This is a genomic window from Erysipelothrix sp. HDW6B, assembly GCF_011301115.1.
GTDB lineage: Bacteria > Bacillota_I > Bacilli_A > Erysipelotrichales > Erysipelotrichaceae > Erysipelothrix > Erysipelothrix anatis.
The window spans coordinates 940,224-957,983 of the sequence record NZ_CP049860.1; the positions used below are offsets into that span (position 1 = coordinate 940,224).

Here is a 17,760-nt window from a genome sequence, read left to right on the forward strand (position 1 = left end):
GAGATTGCTTCATGCAGTCTCCCTTTTTTTATTTTGATGTATTGTAATCGTTTAAGCCCATAACCCGACTTGCATCAAGGGTAAATATGATTCCTTTATTCGGTGATTCAATATCCAATGATTCACGGATTTTTTCCATAATGGCTAATGTTTGATCCTTAGGTGCAAGGATTAATACCATATCTTTTTCAGGTTCAATATTTATACCAAAAAGTTTCGGATCGTTTGGATTTGCACGTCCTCGAGCATGAATCACGGTAGCACCAACACTACTAATTTCTTTTGAAGCATCAATGACTGTATCTGCTTTACCGTGATCAACGATTGTAACTATTATTTCATAACCCATATCGGTTCCTCCTTCTTGGCGACAGTTGTATAAGGTTGTCGGTGTCATTCCATAATCAATATCTAAACTAATTGTGGTAATTGTCCCATTCAGACGTTTCTTCCACCGTTTCTTTATATTTTCATAAATTGCTTCTTCATATGACGATTCAGCAATCAATAGCGCAAGTTCTTTTCGTTGATCTTCAAAGCCAAACCAATTCATCAACATATCATGAATTACGGTATGCCCTGGAATAATCAATGAACCAAGATGTAGGTTAGGGTCTGTGTAATCCAAAAAGCGTGACGCTTGATGTACATTAACAACACCGATGATAAGTTTTAAATGTGCGAATTGTGTATCGATCATGATTGAGACCTCTTTTTCTTGTAAATAACACCTAAGATTTGTACAGCAACAATTGGCATCATAGCAATCATTGCAATAATACCAAAGCCATCAACCATAACATTCGCAGTAGGGATGACAGTGGCGACACCTTGAGCAAAAGCAAGTACGAATGTGGCAGTCATGGGACCTGAAGCTACGCCTCCGGCATCAAATCCGACCCCAACAAAAATAGGTGGTACCTTACGCGAAAGATAGAGCGCAAGACCAAATCCTGGGAGTAAGAAGTGCCAAAGCTTAATTGAAGGAATCAGAATTCGGATCATTGAAAGACTGACAGCTAGAGCAATCGCAATGGAAAGTGTAATCAGTATAATTTTTTTCGGAATCCCACCAGCTGTAACATCTTCAATTTGCTCGGTGAGAACATATACAGCGGGCTCTGCTAAAACAACAACGGTTCCTATACCAAACCCAACTAGAACAAGTACGAGTCCAGATACGTCACGTGCGAGTGTCTCACCCATGATACGCCCCACTTCCATAAACCCTGCATTAACCCCAGTTAAAAATAAGGTCAATCCGACAAGTGTATAGGCAAGTCCTCGTAGTATTTGATGATGGCGCCGGCGTTTTAATTTAAACCCAAAATGATTGAATAAAAGATAGACGATTGTTAATGGAATTAACGTTATTGTGACTGCTTGAAATTCATGCGGAAGCATTATTAAAAATGGTTTAAGGATTCCGACAGTCGGAATTACAGCAACCGCATCACCTTGAATTTCCGTAAAGTTAAGGATGATGCTCATCAACATAATCATTAATATAGGTCCGATTGAAGCAAGCCCAACAAGTCCAAAACTGTCTTCTTCAGCTGTTTTACCACCTTTAAGCTGAGAGACACCATATCCCAGTGCTAGGATGAATGGTGTTGTCATGGCACCTGTAGTTGCTCCGGAAGCATCCACTGAAATAGCGAGAAATTCTTCGGAGACAAAAAATGCCAAAACAAATAACAATCCATAAAAACCGATGAAAAAGCGATTTAAGGATCCATTGAAGAGGATTCTCAAAAGTCCTACTACAACCATAATTCCAACTCCAATTGAAACAATCGTAATAATAAAACTTGGAGCTAAAGCACCCCCTGAAGCGCTAAAAATTTGATTGGCTAAGATAGCAAGATCCGGTTCAGCGACTGTTATTAAAAACCCAAGGATAAAGCCTAAAACAATAACTACAATCGTTTTATTTGTTTTCGCAATGGTCTTTCCAAGTAATGAACCAATGGGGGTAATTCCAATTTCAGCTCCGAATAGGAAGATACCCAATCCGATGATTACAAAGATGGATCCGATTATAAAGCGAATGAGTACATCTAATGCAAGTGGTGCAATGGTGAAATGAAGAAGGAGTACGATCGCAACAATTGGCAACACGGACCCAGCAACTTCTTTAAATTTATCTAAAAGTATGTCCAAAAAATCATCCTTTCTCTATTCATACAGTAAAATATTTGTGTTTGACGCTTTTTAATAAAGCTGCACTATGTTAAGTATAACTTATTTTCGAAATTAAACAAAAAATCTACCCGAGAGTAGATTTAAAGGTCATAGGCATCATTGCGAATTTCTTCTTCAATCCATGTGAATCCATCACGTGCTAAGAGATCGTGTGATCCCTGCGGACCATTGGTAAACGCTGGATAAGTTTCCGGTTCATCTCCTTGATGGTGTCGAATTATGTCTTCAACAAAGGCCCAACTACGTTTGACTTGATTAAAGCTAGCGAAGAGACTGTGGTCGTCTTCAAGAGCTGCATTGAGAAGGCGTTCATAGGCTTCAGGCGTATTCATACGGTTTTCATAGTCGCATGATTGGCAGAAGTCCATTAACACAGATTGTGTTTCATGGGATTGGCCAGGTTTCTTGATGTTGAAGCGTAGGTAGATACCTTCTTCCGGTTGAATTTTGATAATCAAGACGTTTGCCGGTGCATGATCTTGTTGCTTAAATTCAACGACTACTTCGGTTATGCGTTTATGCATCCTTTTACCAGTTCGAACATAGATTGGGGTGTTGCGCCATCTCGGTGTTCGAATACCAAGTTTCAACGCAACAAATGTTTCAGTACGTGAATGCTCATCCACTTTATCTTCATCACGATAGCTCATGGATTCTTGATTTTGTGTATATTGACCAAAGATGACGTCTTGATCCATATTTTCAATGTATAAGTTATCGAGAATCGCTTCTTGTGCTTCATGAATTGATGTTGCATCCATTGTTTCAGGTTTATCCATCGTTACAATTGATAAAATTTGAAGTAAATGATTTTGGAACATATCTTTGAGTGCACCAGTGTGGTCATAATAGTTTCCACGATTTTCGACACCGACAAGCTCATTTGCAGAAATCTGGATATTCGCGATATTATCAGCATTCCAGATATTTTTGAAGATTTCATTTGCAAAGCGAATGGTGAAGATGTTTTGTACCATTTCTTTCGCAACATAATGATCAATGCGATAGATATGATCTTCATCAAATATATTGGAAAGTGTGTGATTGATGGATTCTGCAGATTTTAAATCATTACCAAACGGTTTTTCGATGATAATTTTACTATCTTTGGCGAGGTTGTGTTTCTCAAGTTTCTGAGCAATTATCTCGAAAAAAGAAGGGGCGACTGCAAAATAGTAGAGTTTTTTTGCGTTGGCATCGATATCTTGGAACCGTGTGAACAGACGTTCGTAACCTTCATCTTCGGTAAAGGTCATTTCAAAATAGGTGACATGATTTAAAAATGCATCGAGGTGGTCATCACTCACATGAATGCGACTATGTTCTTGGAGCCATGGGCGCGCAAGGTCACGGTATGATTCAGAGGTTAGCGGTTGACGACCAATTACGACAATATGTAAGTGGTCCGGAAAGTTATCCGTGCACTTCAGATTGTAGAAAGCAGGGAGGAGCTTACGATACGTAAGGTCCCCCGTACCGCCAAAGATAGTGACAATGTGATTGTCCTTATGCATTTTTTTGATTCCATTCATGATGGAAATGTCCAGGTTCGTCAAGACGCTCGAAAGTATGTGCGCCAAAGAGGTCACGTTGTGCCTGAATTAGATTTGCATTACCGCGTCCGGTGCGGTAAGCGTCAAAGTAGCTAATTGCACTGGTGAAAGCAGGCATACTAATTCCTTGTTGGATTGCGGATGCGATGACATCACGCAAAGATTGTTGGTAGTCCATGAGATTTTCTTTAAAGGATGCATCAATCATCAGATTTGCTAAGCTTGAATCTGTGATATATGCATCACTGATGCGGTTTAAGAATGCGGCGCGGATAATGCAACCTTCGCGGAAAGTACGTGCAATTGCTCCAAAGTCTAAGTCCCAGTTATACTCAACTGAAGCATTCTTCAAGAGATCAAATCCTTGTGCATAAGCAATAATCTTGCTTGCATATAATGCTTGACGTACGGATTCGATAAATGCATCTTTGTCCTCAATGGTAACACGTGGAGCATCAAAGTTTAGAATGGATGCTGCATGAATACGTGCATCTTTTTGGCTCGACATGAAGCGTGCGAAAACTGCGGATGCTAATAAGGAAGCATCAGTTCCTGTTGTGAGCGCCTCTTCAGCAGTCCATTTACCAGTTCCTTTTTGAGCGGCTGTATCTGTAATGACATCGACAAGATGCTTACCAGTTTTGGGATCAATTTCTTTGAATATTTGAGCTGTAATTTCGATTAAGAAACTTTCTAACTCACCATTATTCCATGTATCAAAAATGGTGGCGAGCTCGTCGTTGTTGAAACCACCAATGTGTTTCAGCACTGAATAAGCTTCAGCAATTAATTGCATATCTGCATATTCAATACCGTTGTGAACCATTTTGACATAGTGTCCAGCACCGTCAGTTCCCATGTATGTTGCGCATGGTTCACCTTTATATTTCGCTGAAATGTCTTCGAGAATGGCTTGGACATATTGGTATGCATCAGCACTTCCGCCTGGCATGATAGCAGGGCCGAAGCGTGCTCCTTCTTCACCACCAGAAATTCCAACACCTAGATAGCGGAATCCTTGAGCTTCAATTTCTTGTGTACGACGAATTGTATCGTGGAAGTTGGAATTACCACCGTCCATAATAATATCGCCTTCATCTAATAAAGGAAGTAATCCTTCAATCACTTTATCAACAGCCATTCCAGCCTTGACCATAAGTACCATTTTTCGTGGGGTTTCTAATGAAGCCACAAAATCTTCAAGTGTTTTGTATAAATGTAAATTGTCATGTGGATTATCGGCAATAACAGCTTCCCCTACAGCGTATGTACGGTTATAAATTGCTACCTGATACCCGTGATCTGCCATATTCAGTGCGAGATTTGAACCCATTACGGCTAATCCGATGACACCTATATTGTTTGTTTGCATAAACTACCTCCAAGTTCTGGTATCATTGTACAACATGACACGATATTCGCCTAGTCATGTAACTTTCTTTTATCTTAAATAGTCACAAAAAAACGCGCATTGATGCGCGGATTTTTTATTATTTGGCTTTGCCTTGGTTGGCAACAGCTTCCATTTTTGCTTTTAATGCGTCCTGGTCACCAAGATAGTACGAGTTCGCGACAGTGAAGTCTTCGTTAAATTCGTAAACTAAAGGAACACCTGTAGGGATATTGACACCCATAATTGCATCATCACTCATATTGTCAAAATATTTAACCAGAGCACGTAATGAATTTCCGTGAGCAACAATGAGCACGCGTTTACCATCAACCATTTGTGGTTTGATGACCGTTTCAAAATAGGGAACAGCTCGCTCGATTGTTTCTTTCAATGATTCGTGGAGTGGTAATATCGATTTATCACTGACATCACGATAGGCATCCATATTCCGAGGTGCTCGTGGGTCGTCATTTTCAAGAACGGGTGGCTTGACATCAAATGAACGGCGCCAGATAAGTACTTGATCTTCACCATATTTTGCTGCCGTTTCGGCTTTATCTAGACCTTGCAAGGCGCCATAATGACGCTCATTTAGGTGCCAATCTTTAACGATTGGTAACCAATTGCGATCCATTTCATTAAGGATGTACTCCATTGTGTGGATGGCACGTTTTAGATAAGACGTATAAACAATATCAAAATCAAACTGTGCTTCGTTCAGTAATTTACCACCTTGAATTGCTTCTTCAACGCCTTTTTCAGATAATTCGACATCAGCCCACCCAGTAAAGAGGTTTTTTCGGTTCCATTCACTTTCGCCATGTCGTACTAATACTAATTGCATCATAAATTGATTCCTCCTCATAAGATAATTATAGTGTACACCCAATTGTGAATCTTTGCACGTGAGGTGGTATAAAAAAAATAAAATAATAGTGCGAAAGTATTGAATAACATAGTTAACCACTATATAATGACGATTGTAAAACATAGTGACACAGGAGGAATTAAAATGTCAAAGATTTTATCAATCATGAACGAACGCCGCACACGTTACGGTCTAGCTAAGAGTACAACAGTTTCAAACGATGCAGTGCGTGCACTTGTAGAAGAAGCAGTTCAAGTTGTACCATCAGCTTTCAATGCACAAACACAACGAGTTGTAGTATTATTTGATGACGCATCAGACAAATTCTGGGATTTAACACGTGAAGAACTTCGTAAAGTTGCTCCCGCAGAAGGATTTGAAAATACAATTGCTAAATTAGAATCATTCAAACAAGGTAACGGAACGATTCTTTACTTCTACGATACAAACGTTGTTGAAGGGTTACAATCACAATTCGCATTATATGCAGATAACTTCCCAATTTGGGCACAACAAGAAAATGGAATGCTCCAATATACAGTTTGGACAGCATTAACCGAAGCAGGTCTTGGTGCTAGCTTACAACACTACAATCCAATCGTTGACGCTGCTGCTGCACAAGAGTGGGATCTTCCTGCAAACTGGAAACTGGTAGCTCAAATGCCATTTGGTGAAGCAGTTGATACACCTCAAGCAAAAGAACTTGCACCTGTTGCCGACAAAGTAAAAGTATTCTAAAACCTAAAACTCAGGAGACTGAGTTTTCTTTTTATGGTATTTTAGCACTCTTGTGTTGACATTGCTAAATGATGTGATATACTAACTATGTAATAGCACTCTATACATGAGAGTGCCAAGGAGGTATATTATGAGAAATGAAGTAACGAAACGACCAAGTACATTATTCGAAAGCCTCTTCGGCGATGATATCGCGAATAATGTTACTTACGGAACAGGAATCGATATTTATAAAGAAGATGATAAATATATCGTGGATTTGGAAATTCCTGGCTTCCAAAAAGAAGATATTGATGTCCAGTTTAATGGTGATGTTTTAACCATTCAAGCTTCCCATACCGTAAAATCTGAAGATGAAACAAAGGATTATTTCTATAAATCACGTCGTACAGATCGTGTACACCGACAAATTCGATTTGCAGACGTTGATGAATCCAAAGTTGACGGCAGTTATGAAAATGGTGTTCTAAAAGTTATTTTACCGAAAAAGAATAAAGAAGATATCGTTAACAGAATAACGATTAAGTAAAGATTCTGTTAATCACAAAGCATGGTTCCTGAAAAGGTATCATGCTTTTTTTGTTTGTGGTATAAAGATAGTAGGGAGAGACGATTTACTTTGACTACCAAACTAATCGGCGGTATACTATTCCGGTAACCTTAAGGGGGATTACTATGAAACTAACAAAACAAGAACGATCTTGGATTCTTTATGATGTCGCGAATTCAGCGTTTACACTTATTATTACAGCGACACTTCCAATTTACTTTCGGGCGATGGCAGAATCCGCTGGCGTAGCTGACAATATTGTCAGTGCGTGGTGGGGAACTGCGACATCAATCTCTTTACTTGTATTAGCGTGCTTATCACCATTTTTAGGCGCAATGGCTGATTATAAAGGCTATAAAAAACGTTTGTTTGTTATTGGATTACTGATTTCAGTTGTTTCTGCTTTCGCATTTACGTTTGCGACAGATTGGCAAGTATTTATCGCACTTTATATTGTTGCGCGTTTGGGATATTCCGCGTGTAATATCTTCTATGATGGAATGCTTGTTGATATCACCACAGATGAGCGGATGGATCATATCTCGTCATTAGGGTATGCATATGGATATATTGGAAGTACCATTCCATTTATTGCAGGAATCTTGCTTATTTTCTTTGGTGAGAAAATTGGAATTTCAACACAACTGGCAACACAATTATCATTTGTCATCATTATTGTTTGGTGGTTAGTATTATCTATTCCTCTCATCAAAAATGTTGAGCAAATTCATTATTTAGAAAAACAAGATAATATTGTGACTTCAAGCGTGAGTCGCGTTCGAAAAACACTGGTAGATATTAAACAATCACCACGTATTTTATTCTACATTTTAGCTTATTTCTTCTACATTGATGGAGTTTATACGATTATATCGATGGCGACAGCGTATGGTGGCGAAGTCGGAATTTCATCGGACCAAATGCTTCTTGCGTTGTTATTAACGCAATTTGTAGCATTCCCATTTGCAATTTTCTCAGTTAATTTTGCGAAACGATACTCACAAATTAAAGTCATCAAATTCTACATTCTCATGTATATGTTTATTGCGGTCTTTGGTTTCTTCTTGAAATATACATGGCAGTTCTGGTTCTTAGCGATTTTGATTGGAATGGCCCAAGGTGGAATTCAATCTTTATCACGATCATACTTTGGACAAATGATTCCCAAACACAAAGCAAACGAGTACTTTGGCTTCTTTGATATTTTTGGAAAATTTGCCGATTTTATGGGACCTTTAATCATAGCAATTTCATCGGTTGTATTCGGACATTCACGTTATGGTGTCTTACTATTGGTGGTTCTATTTATAATTGGATATGCATTACTCACTAAAGTAGAGAAGATTGAAAACGAAACAGCGGTTTAAGAGTTGCCTCAGGCAACTCTTTTTTTGTTAAGATTATCAACTAGGATTCACGTTTCGATTGCAAAAATTTGTTATACTTATCAAAAGAGGTGGCCTATGATTAGACTTTCAGATGAAATTCAAGACGTATTACAACACTTAGAACACCAAGGATACCAAGCTTATATTGTCGGGGGATTTGTTCGCGATGCCCTTGAAGGTCAACTGAGTACTGATCTCGATATTGCAACAGATGCCCGTCCAGAGCAGTTGTATCCATTGTTCAAAACAATTGAAACGAACGTGAAAATGAACCAATATGGCATTAAATTTGAACGTGGCGCATACAATTTTGAGATTACCACCATGCGACGTGAGACTTATAATGATACGACACGTCACCCTGACGCCTTTGAATTCGTTACGACGCCACTTGATGATGCCGTTCGCCGTGACTTCACAGTTAATGCTCTTTATTACAATCGTAGCAATGGCATTCTTGATTTTCATGGTGGCATGGCTGATTTAGCCTCAAGGCGCATACGAATGATTGGTGATCCCATTGTCCGCTTTCGAGAAGATCCCATTCGAATTTTACGTTTATTTCGATTCCAGGGTGAACATCAGTATCAGGTTGATGCTGCAACGTTTAATGCAGCCTACATGAATCGAGACCATTTAATGTCAGTTCAGGGTGTAAATTTACGTCATGAAATTACACGACTCTTATTAAGTGTTGGATGTTATCCAACGATGATTGCGAATCCATGGGTATTGGGAAAGGTATTTGCGCCCCTTGAAGCGACGATCCATTTTGACCAAAAGAATCCCTACCACAATCGAGATCTCTTTAACCACACATTGACTGTCGTCGCAGGAACACCCCGAAAACTAGAAATCCGGTATGCGGCATTATTTCATGATATCGGTAAAGTAAACACGCAGACAATTGACAATCAAGGGATTGCACACTACCGTGGCCATGCCATTGAAAGCAAACACCTAGCACAACCCATCTTAGAGTCATTGCAACTTCCCAAAAAGCAAATTAACTATATTCTTGATTTAATAACGTATCACAGCATGCATTTAGAAATATCATTGAGTCAGATGCAACAATTAATTAGAGTTCATGGACTTGCATGGACCCAAGATCTAATTCGACTCAAGCACGCAGATAATTTAGCTAAATCGGATAAAGCAGCGTATCAGTTGGAGAAGACAGCGCAATTCGAACAACTCATTCAAACCATACAAGAAGAAAATTACCCGACCCATGTCCGAGATTTAGCGTTGTCACCACTAGAAATTCAAGCGTTAGGAGTTGCACTTTCGCAGACTCAAATTGTTCTAGAACGTCTTTTAGATGGCGTCATTAACCAAACCATCACAAATACAAAAGAAGCATTAACTGCATACATAATGGAGGAATTACAATGAGCTATATAGAAATTCAAGATATTACAAAAGTATACAAAGTCGGTGACGTCGAAATCAGAGCATCTGATGGTGTGACGTTTAATTTGGACCAAGGAAAGTTTATTGTTGTCGTGGGACCTTCGGGTGCTGGTAAAACGACAGTCATGAATATTCTTGGAGGTATGGATCAACCGACATCGGGAACGGTTATCGTTGATGGAAAAACCATCACCGATCTTAACGATCGAGAAATGACCCAATACCGTCGTGATGATGTTGGTTTTGTCTTTCAATCATACAACTTGATTTCTAATCTCACAGCACTGGAAAACGTAGAACTTGCAACTCAAATTCGAAAAGAAGCGAAAAACCCCAAAGATGTATTAAAACAAGTAGGGCTGGAAGCTCGCTTAGATAACTTTCCAGCACAGTTAAGTGGTGGAGAGCAACAACGTGTTGCGATAGCACGGGCCATTGCCAAAAACCCAAAACTTTTATTGTGTGATGAGCCAACAGGTGCTTTAGATACTGAAACTGGGCAGCAAATCTTGCGTGTCCTTCGCGAATGTTCAGATATTTACGGTATGACCGTCGTCATCATTACGCATAATCAGACAATTACAGAAGTCGCCGATCGTGTCATTGAAATTAAAAATGGCCGCGTAGTATCCGATCGCGAAAACATGTTTGTGAAAGATGTGGATGATATCAAATGGTAAAAGATATACTGCGTGAAATTAAAGCCAAATGGTTTCAATTTATCGCAATTGTTACGATTACTGCATTGGGTGTTGGTTTCTTTGCTGGAATTCGCGTTACAGGATACGACATGCGAACTACAGCTGACCGCTATATGGAAACAAGTGAGGCACTCGACTTTGAATACCGCAATACATTAGGAATTGACCAACAAATGTTAGATGAGCTGAGTGCCATCGTTGATGGAAATGCGGTGGGAGTGTACGATACGGATGCATTTATCGGTATTTCTCAGGGAGACGCTGTCGTTCATGTTGTGGAACTAAATGATAGCACTGCGCGTGACTTAACACTTATTGAAGGACGTATGCCAACACAAAAAAATGAAGTTGTTGTCGATAGTATGTTTAAGGAACGCAGCAACTTCCAAATTGGCGGTAAGGTTCAACTTAAGAGTAATGATATCTTTGAGGCATCAGATCTGACGATTGTTGGCTATGTCCAGTCTAATCTTTATATGAATCTTGAACGTGGGTCCACAACCATCGGTTCGGGAAATGTCTCAGGCTTTATTTATGCACAAGACTTGGATAAAAAGGTAGATGTTTTTACAAGCGCACGGTTTAATCTAAATCCTGAAGCAGATGTGAGTGTCCAACGACAAGCTGTTATTGATCAAGAGCAGTCATTAATTAAGAATCGATTTGATCGCCTAAGTGCTCCGATCATTGAAGAACTTGAAGCAGCCCAAGAAACGTTAAATGCAGAAAACGAAACGGCTGTCACAGAAATTAATAAAGCAAAACAAGACCTAGCCGCAGCGAAAGAAACTCTTGATGCAGCCTATATTGATTTAAACGCGGGATTAAACACTATGGCGCAAGGTCTTGGAACGCAAACTGTCACAGGATCTCTTCAAGACAAGCTTGATGCTCTCGTACGAATTACTGATGGAAAAGTAAATATTGATGTAAAACAATTGACTGATGGAATTGCACAAATTGACGCAAATCTTAGCGTGATTGAAGCGACCGAAGCTGAATTAAACACGGGGATTGCCCAAGTTGAAACAAAGAAAGCAGATGCTATTGCATTGCTGGCAAATCCAACTTTAACGGATGAGGAAAAAGCTGCTCTTGAAGCAAGCATTGTACAGTTTGATGCTAGCCTTGTGGAATTGAATAGTCAAAAAGACCAACTGCTTGCCCAAAAGGCCGAAGCCATCGCAATGAAACAAGAATTAGAATCGAAACTTGCGGAAGCAAATGCAGGCATCGATTCACTTCGAAGTTCACAAGGAACACTTCAAGCAGGTATTACACAATATAATGCAGGAATGGCAACCTACGAACACGGTGTCCAATCCTTAGAAACTAAAACAACCGAAGTTGCAGCCGCAATCAATGATGCACAACGTAAAATCGATAATGGCTACACTGAACTTGAAAGTAAAAACAATGGAAAACAATTTGTACTTGAGCGTAAAGACGTCCTCATAGGGTACAATGAATTTTATCAAGATAGTGACCGTATTGAAGCAATTGGTCAGGTTTTTCCACTGATTTTCTTTGGTGTCGCAATTCTCGTCACTTTAAGTACCATCTCACGAATGATTGATGAATCAAGATCACAAATTGGCGTATATAAAGCCTTGGGTTATAGTTGGATTTATGCCTCAATGAAGTTTGTTGGTTTTGCATTCTTTAGTTGGTTCATAGGTTCGGTATTAGGGATTATTTTTGGCTTTTATCTTATTCCAACACTTATTTATGATGCGTATCGAATTATGTATCAAACACCACCGCTTGTGCCAGAAATTGTCTGGTCGTATGCATGGCAACCGTTGCTCGTAAGTTTTATTTCGAGTGTCGGAATTGCATTTGTGAAAGCTGCGAAAGTGAGTCGTGAAGGTACTGCAAATCTCTTGCGTCCTCCAATGCCTAAGGCAGGAAATCGGATGCTTTTAGAACGAGTAACGCCAGTATGGAGTCGTCTAAGTTTCCTCTATAAAGTAAGCTTGCGGAATCTGTTTAGAAACAAAACACGGTTTATGATGACCCTGATTGGTATCGGTGGCTGTGCCGGATTACTAATCACTGGGATTGGAATTCGCCATTCAATTTACTCAATCGTCGACAAACAGTTTGATACCATTAATAAATATGATGGCATGATTATGCACGATGGTGCGAGCGATTTTGGTGATGTTTCGTTTACTGCGACATTAGATGTCACATCTGAGTTTGTCGATGTAGCGGGTACAAATAGCCAATTATTTGTAGTTGAGGATTTTGAAAAATTACCAGAATTTGTTTCGATGCAAACACGACGTAATCAAGAACCCATTCCTTTAAAGAATGATACTGTTGTAATCACTGAAAAATTAGCAATTCTTGAAGGGTTAAGCATTGGGGATCCATTTACACTCCAACAAAATGATATTGACTACACCTTTACAGTGGGTGGAATCACAGAAAACTATGTTCTTCATTATGTTTACATGAGTGACGAAACGTATGAGTCGGTAACAGGGAAGACCATTCATCCCAATTTAACACTCTTTAATACAGACGCCGATCATACAATGCTTTCGGAAAAAATTCTCGCCAATGATAATGTCTATTCGGTGCAATATATGGATGTTATGCAAGAAACTTACCGAGAGTCCATGGGTAACTTTGATATCGTTGTGTATGTTATCGTTGGTGCTGCATTTGCCCTCGAGCTAATAGTTCTACTCAATCTTATTACTATGAATATGAGTGAACGTAAAAAAGAACTGGCTACATTAAAAGTTCTAGGATTCTATCCTAAAGAATTGTCAACTTATATCATGCGTGAGAATATTATCTTAACGTTTATAAGTGTAATGGGTGGAATCATCTTTGGATTTATTCTGCATCGCTATGTTGTTTTATCGGCAGAACTGGATGCAATTATGTTTAACCGTGAACTGCAGTGGTCTAGTATTATTATCGCGACACTCATCACATTCATTATCTCGGTTGTGACCAATCTTGTGATGTCACGTCGTGCCAATGATGTTAACATGAGCGAAGCGCTTAAGACCTTTGATAACTAAAACTCCTTCGGGAGTTTTTTTATCGAGAAAGCGACTTGAATCAGACCAACTTAGTTGACAATAAAGACCCGATTTGTGTAAAATTATGAGTAGAATATATTAATGGAGGATTGTTTGTGGAAAACAGTGACCAGGACAGTTGTAGTCCTACGTGTTTTATTTTAAATATAATAAATCATAAAATTGATGTGGAGAAGGCGTTCAGATCCTTTTTGTTTATAAAGGAGGAGGCATAATATGGGTTTACAAATAGTAATGTTACTTGTATTGGTAATGCTTAATGCGTTCTTTGCAGGAAGCGAACTTGCGTTCGTATCGATTAACAATAACAAACTTAAACAAATGAAAGAGGAAGGAAATAAGAAGGCGGCTACGGTTTTAGCTTTAAAAGAAAACCCAAACCAATTCTTATCAACCATCCAAATTGGTGTTTCACTTGCAAGTATTTTATCTGGGGCATTTGCGTCTGAAGCATTTGCGCAAGTCTTAACAGATTGGATTACAGCGAATGCGAACTTAACACCAGCCGTTGTTAAACCAGGGGCTATGATTGCAGTTACATTATTGACATCATATCTGATGCTTGTATTTGGAGAACTTGTTCCAAAACGAATTGCGATGACCAATCCGCAAGGATTTGCATTTTTTGTAGTTTACCCAATTTCGATACTTTCAAAAATTACGAAACCAATCGTTAAGTTCTTGTCAATGTCGACCAACCTAATTTTACGTTTAGTTGGAATTGATCCACATGCTGCGGAAGAAGAAGTAACGGAAGAAGAAATCCGAATCATGGTTGACGCAGGAGAAATTGATCTCAATGAAAAAGAAATGATCAATAACATCTTTGAATTTGACAACCAAGAAGTGTCAGATATTATGACGCACCGTACAGATATAGTTGGTATCGATGCAACAAGTACTTTTGAAGAAATTATGAATCTTGTGGATGAAGAACGTTTTACGCGTTATCCAATCTACGACGATAGCATTGATAAAATCATTGGGATTATCCATTTGCGTGATTTACTTCGATACGTTAAAGAAGCAAACGGAAAACCGTTTGATATTAAAGAATTAATTCGCGAACCTTACTATGTTCCTGATTCAAAACGAATTGATGAACTCTTTAGAGAACTTCAAAATGTCAAAATGCATATGGCCATTGTTATCGATGAATACGGTGGAACGGCTGGAATTGTAACCATGGAAGACCTTATTGAGGAAATCATGGGAAATATCATGGATGAGTATGATGACGAGGAAGGTAACGAAATTGTCGAAGTGCATGAAGGGGAATACCTTGTCGAAGGTCTTGTTGATCTTGAAGAACTTGAAGATGTATTGGATATTGGTTTACCGATTGATGACTACGATACACTTAGTGGGTTCCTTGTAAGTGAACTTGGACGGATTCCAACAATGGAAGACGTAATCAATGATGAGTCTGATACTGTCTTTGGCGGCTATCGATTCTCTATTATCGAACTCGATGAGAAGGTTATCGCAAAAGTCCGCGTGACAAAAGAAAAGCAAGTCGAAGACGACTTGCAAGATTAATCTAAATATAATACATTATGGCATCGCCGGACTCAGATTTTATGATTTCGGCGATGTCTTTTAATCGAATCGCTTCGAGGCGTTCACGAATTGATTGATCCAAAGGTGTATACAAATGTGTGCATAACACGCGATTGATAACATCATCATCTGTTGATGGTGGCGTTTTTTCAAAAAGTGAAGGTTCCAAAGCAAGTAAGATATTCAACATATTACAATTATTAGATTTTAAATAGTAACCACCTGCGGGACCTTTCACAGCGTCTACAAGGTTGGCTTGTTTCAAACTCGAAAAGACTTGTTCAAGATAAATCTTAGAAATATTGAGGTGTTTTGCAATATTTACTAGAGTGGTAAGTTCTTGGTCGTTGATATGCATATAAGTTAAGGCTGCAATGCCATAACGTGTACGTGCGGATAATTTCATTTTTATCACATCCTTATTCACTATGTTATTCGTTTTGAAAATTAATGTCAATCATTCTAACCATTTCAGTTTACGAACCGATAAACGGTATGGTATACTTAAAACATAGTTAACATATCGAAAAGGTGGGTTTAAAATGAAAATCTATAAAAACATACGTGAATTAATTGGAAATACACCACTGATTGCACTAGAAAATATTTCTAAAACAGAAGGTGCAGTTGCTGATGTCTACGCTAAAGTTGAATACTTCAATCCGAGCGGAAGTGTGAAAGATCGCGCCGCGTTAGGGATGCTTACAAAAGCATTTGAAGAGGGTGCTATCGATAAAGACACCGTTATTATCGAACCAACAAGTGGAAACACAGGTATTGGACTCGCATCAATCGGGGCATCTCTTGGAATGAAAGTAATCCTTACGATGCCTGAAACGATGAGTGTTGAACGCCGTAATCTTTTAAAGGCGTACGGTGCAGAAGTCGTATTAACTGAAGGTCCACTTGGGATGAAAGGTGCGATTGCGAAGGCTGAAGAGCTCAAGGGGTCGTATGATAATGCATTTATCCCTTCACAATTTGAAAACTACTCCAATGCAGAAATGCATTATAAAACAACTGGACCAGAAATCTTTAATGATACCGACGGCACTGTTGACATTCTTGTTGCTGGAATTGGAACTGGTGGTACGATTACCGGAACTGGAAAATTCCTTAAAGAAAAGAATGCTGATATCCAAGTTGTTGCAGTAGAACCTGCAAGTTCAGCGGTATTAAGTGGCGAGAGTCCATCACCTCATAAAATTCAAGGAATCGGTGCTGGATTTGTACCTGGAATTCTAGATACAAAAATCTATGATTCAATATCCAAAGTTACTGATGATGAAGCAATTGCAATGGGACGCCGATTAGCACGCGAAGAAGGACTTCTCGTTGGGGTATCTTCAGGAGCGGCGGTTAGTGCTGCAATGAAACTGGCCATACTACCCGAAAACAAAGGAAAGACAATTGTAGTTGTTTTACCTGATACGGGTGAGCGCTACCTTTCAACACCAATGTTTGCAGAGTAAGAACTGTTATTAACAGTTCTTTTTTGATATATTAGTAAAAGAAGAGGTGACCGAATGAAAGATATGAAGAAACAACCACGCTATCAACAAATTGCAATGGATATTGCTGCCCGGATCGCGCGTAATGATTTTGAAGAAGGGCAACGTATATCTGGACGTTCGGTACTATCGAGTGAATATGCAGTGTCTCCCGAAACAATTCGTAGAGCAATCAATCTACTTGAGGAAGAAAATGTCGTCGAAGTCGCACCAAATTACGGTGTCATTGTTGGTACAAAGGTTCAGGCTCTTGCCTACTTAGATGGGAATGCATCGGTAAATGATGCGACGGCCTTAAAACATAAACTGACGTCTCTAATGGATAAACGTCATGAACTTGATGTAGAAATCAACAATGTGATTCAAGAAATAATGGATATCTCCAGTCGTTTTGCATCGTCAGATCCCCTAAGACGATTTGAGTACAACATTGATCCATCGTCCAAGCTAGTTGGTAAGAGTATTCGCAGTTCGTCATTTTACCAAATTACGAATATGACAATCATTGCAATTAGCCGACAGGGAGAGATGATGTTGTCACCAGGTCCTGACGCAGTTTTTGAAGCACAAGATGTTCTTGTGGTTGTCGGACATATTCAAGATGTGATTAAGGTTGAAATGTTGGTACAAGGCTAGGCATAGCCTTTTTTTTGTGATAAAATCAAAGAGAAAATCGTACCAAAGATATACTTATATTAAATTCTTCTTAAGAGAGAGATGGGTTGGTGAAACATCTTGTGGAATAAATAAAAGTGCTCCTTTGACAGATGGGTCGTGTACCCCGTAGTGTTTGCGTTAAAAACATTGAGGTGTAT

Annotated in this window: 15 protein-coding genes; 9 read left to right on the forward strand and 6 right to left on the reverse strand. The window is 39.1% G+C overall.

Annotated features, from left to right (window positions below; genetic code table 11):
* Positions 1-28: 28 nt before the first annotated feature.
* From G7061_RS04735 to gpmA, 5 genes are all read right to left on the reverse strand, one after another.
* Entirely contained in the window at positions 29-700 is a 672-nt protein-coding gene (locus G7061_RS04735; protein WP_159640038.1) for a hypothetical protein, read from the reverse strand.
* Entirely contained in the window at positions 697-2,163 is a 1,467-nt protein-coding gene (locus G7061_RS04740) for a DUF1538 domain-containing protein (protein ID WP_166119378.1), read from the reverse strand. Before G7061_RS04740 ends, G7061_RS04735 begins: the two co-directional genes overlap by 4 nt.
* A 122-nt stretch (positions 2,164-2,285) precedes the next feature.
* Positions 2,286-3,737 carry a glucose-6-phosphate dehydrogenase gene (gene zwf / locus G7061_RS04745; RefSeq protein WP_236262192.1) on the reverse strand — a complete coding sequence of 484 codons (1,452 nt, stop codon included), beginning with the start codon at positions 3,735-3,737 and terminating at the stop codon, positions 2,286-2,288.
* Positions 3,712-5,130, reverse strand: coding sequence for an NADP-dependent phosphogluconate dehydrogenase (gene gndA, locus G7061_RS04750; RefSeq protein ID WP_159638120.1), 1,419 nt, complete (start codon positions 5,128-5,130; stop codon positions 3,712-3,714). Before gndA ends, zwf begins: the two co-directional genes overlap by 26 nt.
* A gap of 118 nt (positions 5,131-5,248) precedes the next feature.
* A complete protein-coding gene (gpmA, locus tag G7061_RS04755) occupies positions 5,249-5,995 on the reverse strand; it encodes a 2,3-diphosphoglycerate-dependent phosphoglycerate mutase (protein WP_166083068.1) in 747 nt (248 codons plus the stop codon).
* 168 nt (positions 5,996-6,163) lie between these two features.
* Here gpmA and G7061_RS04760 point away from each other — a divergent pair, with 168 nt between their 5' ends.
* From G7061_RS04760 to G7061_RS04790, 7 genes are all read left to right on the forward strand, one after another.
* Complete coding sequence (locus tag G7061_RS04760) at positions 6,164-6,757, forward strand: nitroreductase family protein (RefSeq protein ID WP_159640046.1); 594 nt, start codon at positions 6,164-6,166, stop codon at positions 6,755-6,757.
* Positions 6,758-6,887: 130 nt separating this feature from the next.
* Complete coding sequence (locus G7061_RS04765) at positions 6,888-7,286, forward strand: Hsp20/alpha crystallin family protein (RefSeq protein ID WP_159638126.1); 399 nt, start codon at positions 6,888-6,890, stop codon at positions 7,284-7,286.
* Positions 7,287-7,432: 146 nt separating this feature from the next.
* Entirely contained in the window at positions 7,433-8,674 is a 1,242-nt protein-coding gene (locus tag G7061_RS04770; protein WP_159638128.1) for an MFS transporter, read from the forward strand.
* Positions 8,675-8,770: 96 nt separating this feature from the next.
* Entirely contained in the window at positions 8,771-10,093 is a 1,323-nt protein-coding gene (locus G7061_RS04775) for a CCA tRNA nucleotidyltransferase (protein ID WP_166119383.1), read from the forward strand.
* Positions 10,090-10,791 (forward strand): ABC transporter ATP-binding protein, encoded by a 702-nt coding sequence (locus G7061_RS04780; protein ID WP_159638132.1) that lies wholly within the window; start codon positions 10,090-10,092, stop codon positions 10,789-10,791. The genes G7061_RS04775 and G7061_RS04780 overlap by 4 nt, the downstream gene beginning before the upstream one ends.
* Positions 10,785-13,853: an FtsX-like permease family protein gene (locus tag G7061_RS04785; RefSeq protein ID WP_166119388.1), complete on the forward strand. Its 3,069-nt coding sequence runs from the start codon at positions 10,785-10,787 to the stop codon at positions 13,851-13,853. Before G7061_RS04780 ends, G7061_RS04785 begins: the two co-directional genes overlap by 7 nt.
* 237 nt (positions 13,854-14,090) lie before the next feature.
* The gene (locus tag G7061_RS04790) at positions 14,091-15,413 is read left to right on the forward strand and encodes a hemolysin family protein (RefSeq protein ID WP_159640054.1); all 1,323 of its coding nucleotides are present in this window, start codon (positions 14,091-14,093) and stop codon (positions 15,411-15,413) included.
* 1 nt (position 15,414) lies between these two features.
* Here the strand turns inward: G7061_RS04790 and G7061_RS04795 are convergent, their stop codons facing one another.
* The gene (locus G7061_RS04795; protein WP_159638138.1) at positions 15,415-15,840 is read right to left on the reverse strand and encodes an Rrf2 family transcriptional regulator; all 426 of its coding nucleotides are present in this window, start codon (positions 15,838-15,840) and stop codon (positions 15,415-15,417) included.
* A gap of 136 nt (positions 15,841-15,976) precedes the next feature.
* On the opposite strand from G7061_RS04795, the gene cysK reads away from it, so the two are divergent.
* Together cysK and G7061_RS04805 are read left to right on the forward strand one after the other, a co-directional pair.
* Positions 15,977-16,906 carry a cysteine synthase A gene (gene cysK / locus G7061_RS04800; protein ID WP_166119391.1) on the forward strand — a complete coding sequence of 310 codons (930 nt, stop codon included), beginning with the start codon at positions 15,977-15,979 and terminating at the stop codon, positions 16,904-16,906.
* A 54-nt stretch (positions 16,907-16,960) separates the two neighbouring features.
* Positions 16,961-17,581 (forward strand): TrkA C-terminal domain-containing protein, encoded by a 621-nt coding sequence (locus G7061_RS04805; RefSeq protein WP_159640060.1) that lies wholly within the window; start codon positions 16,961-16,963, stop codon positions 17,579-17,581.
* The last annotated feature ends 179 nt before the right edge of the window (positions 17,582-17,760 follow it).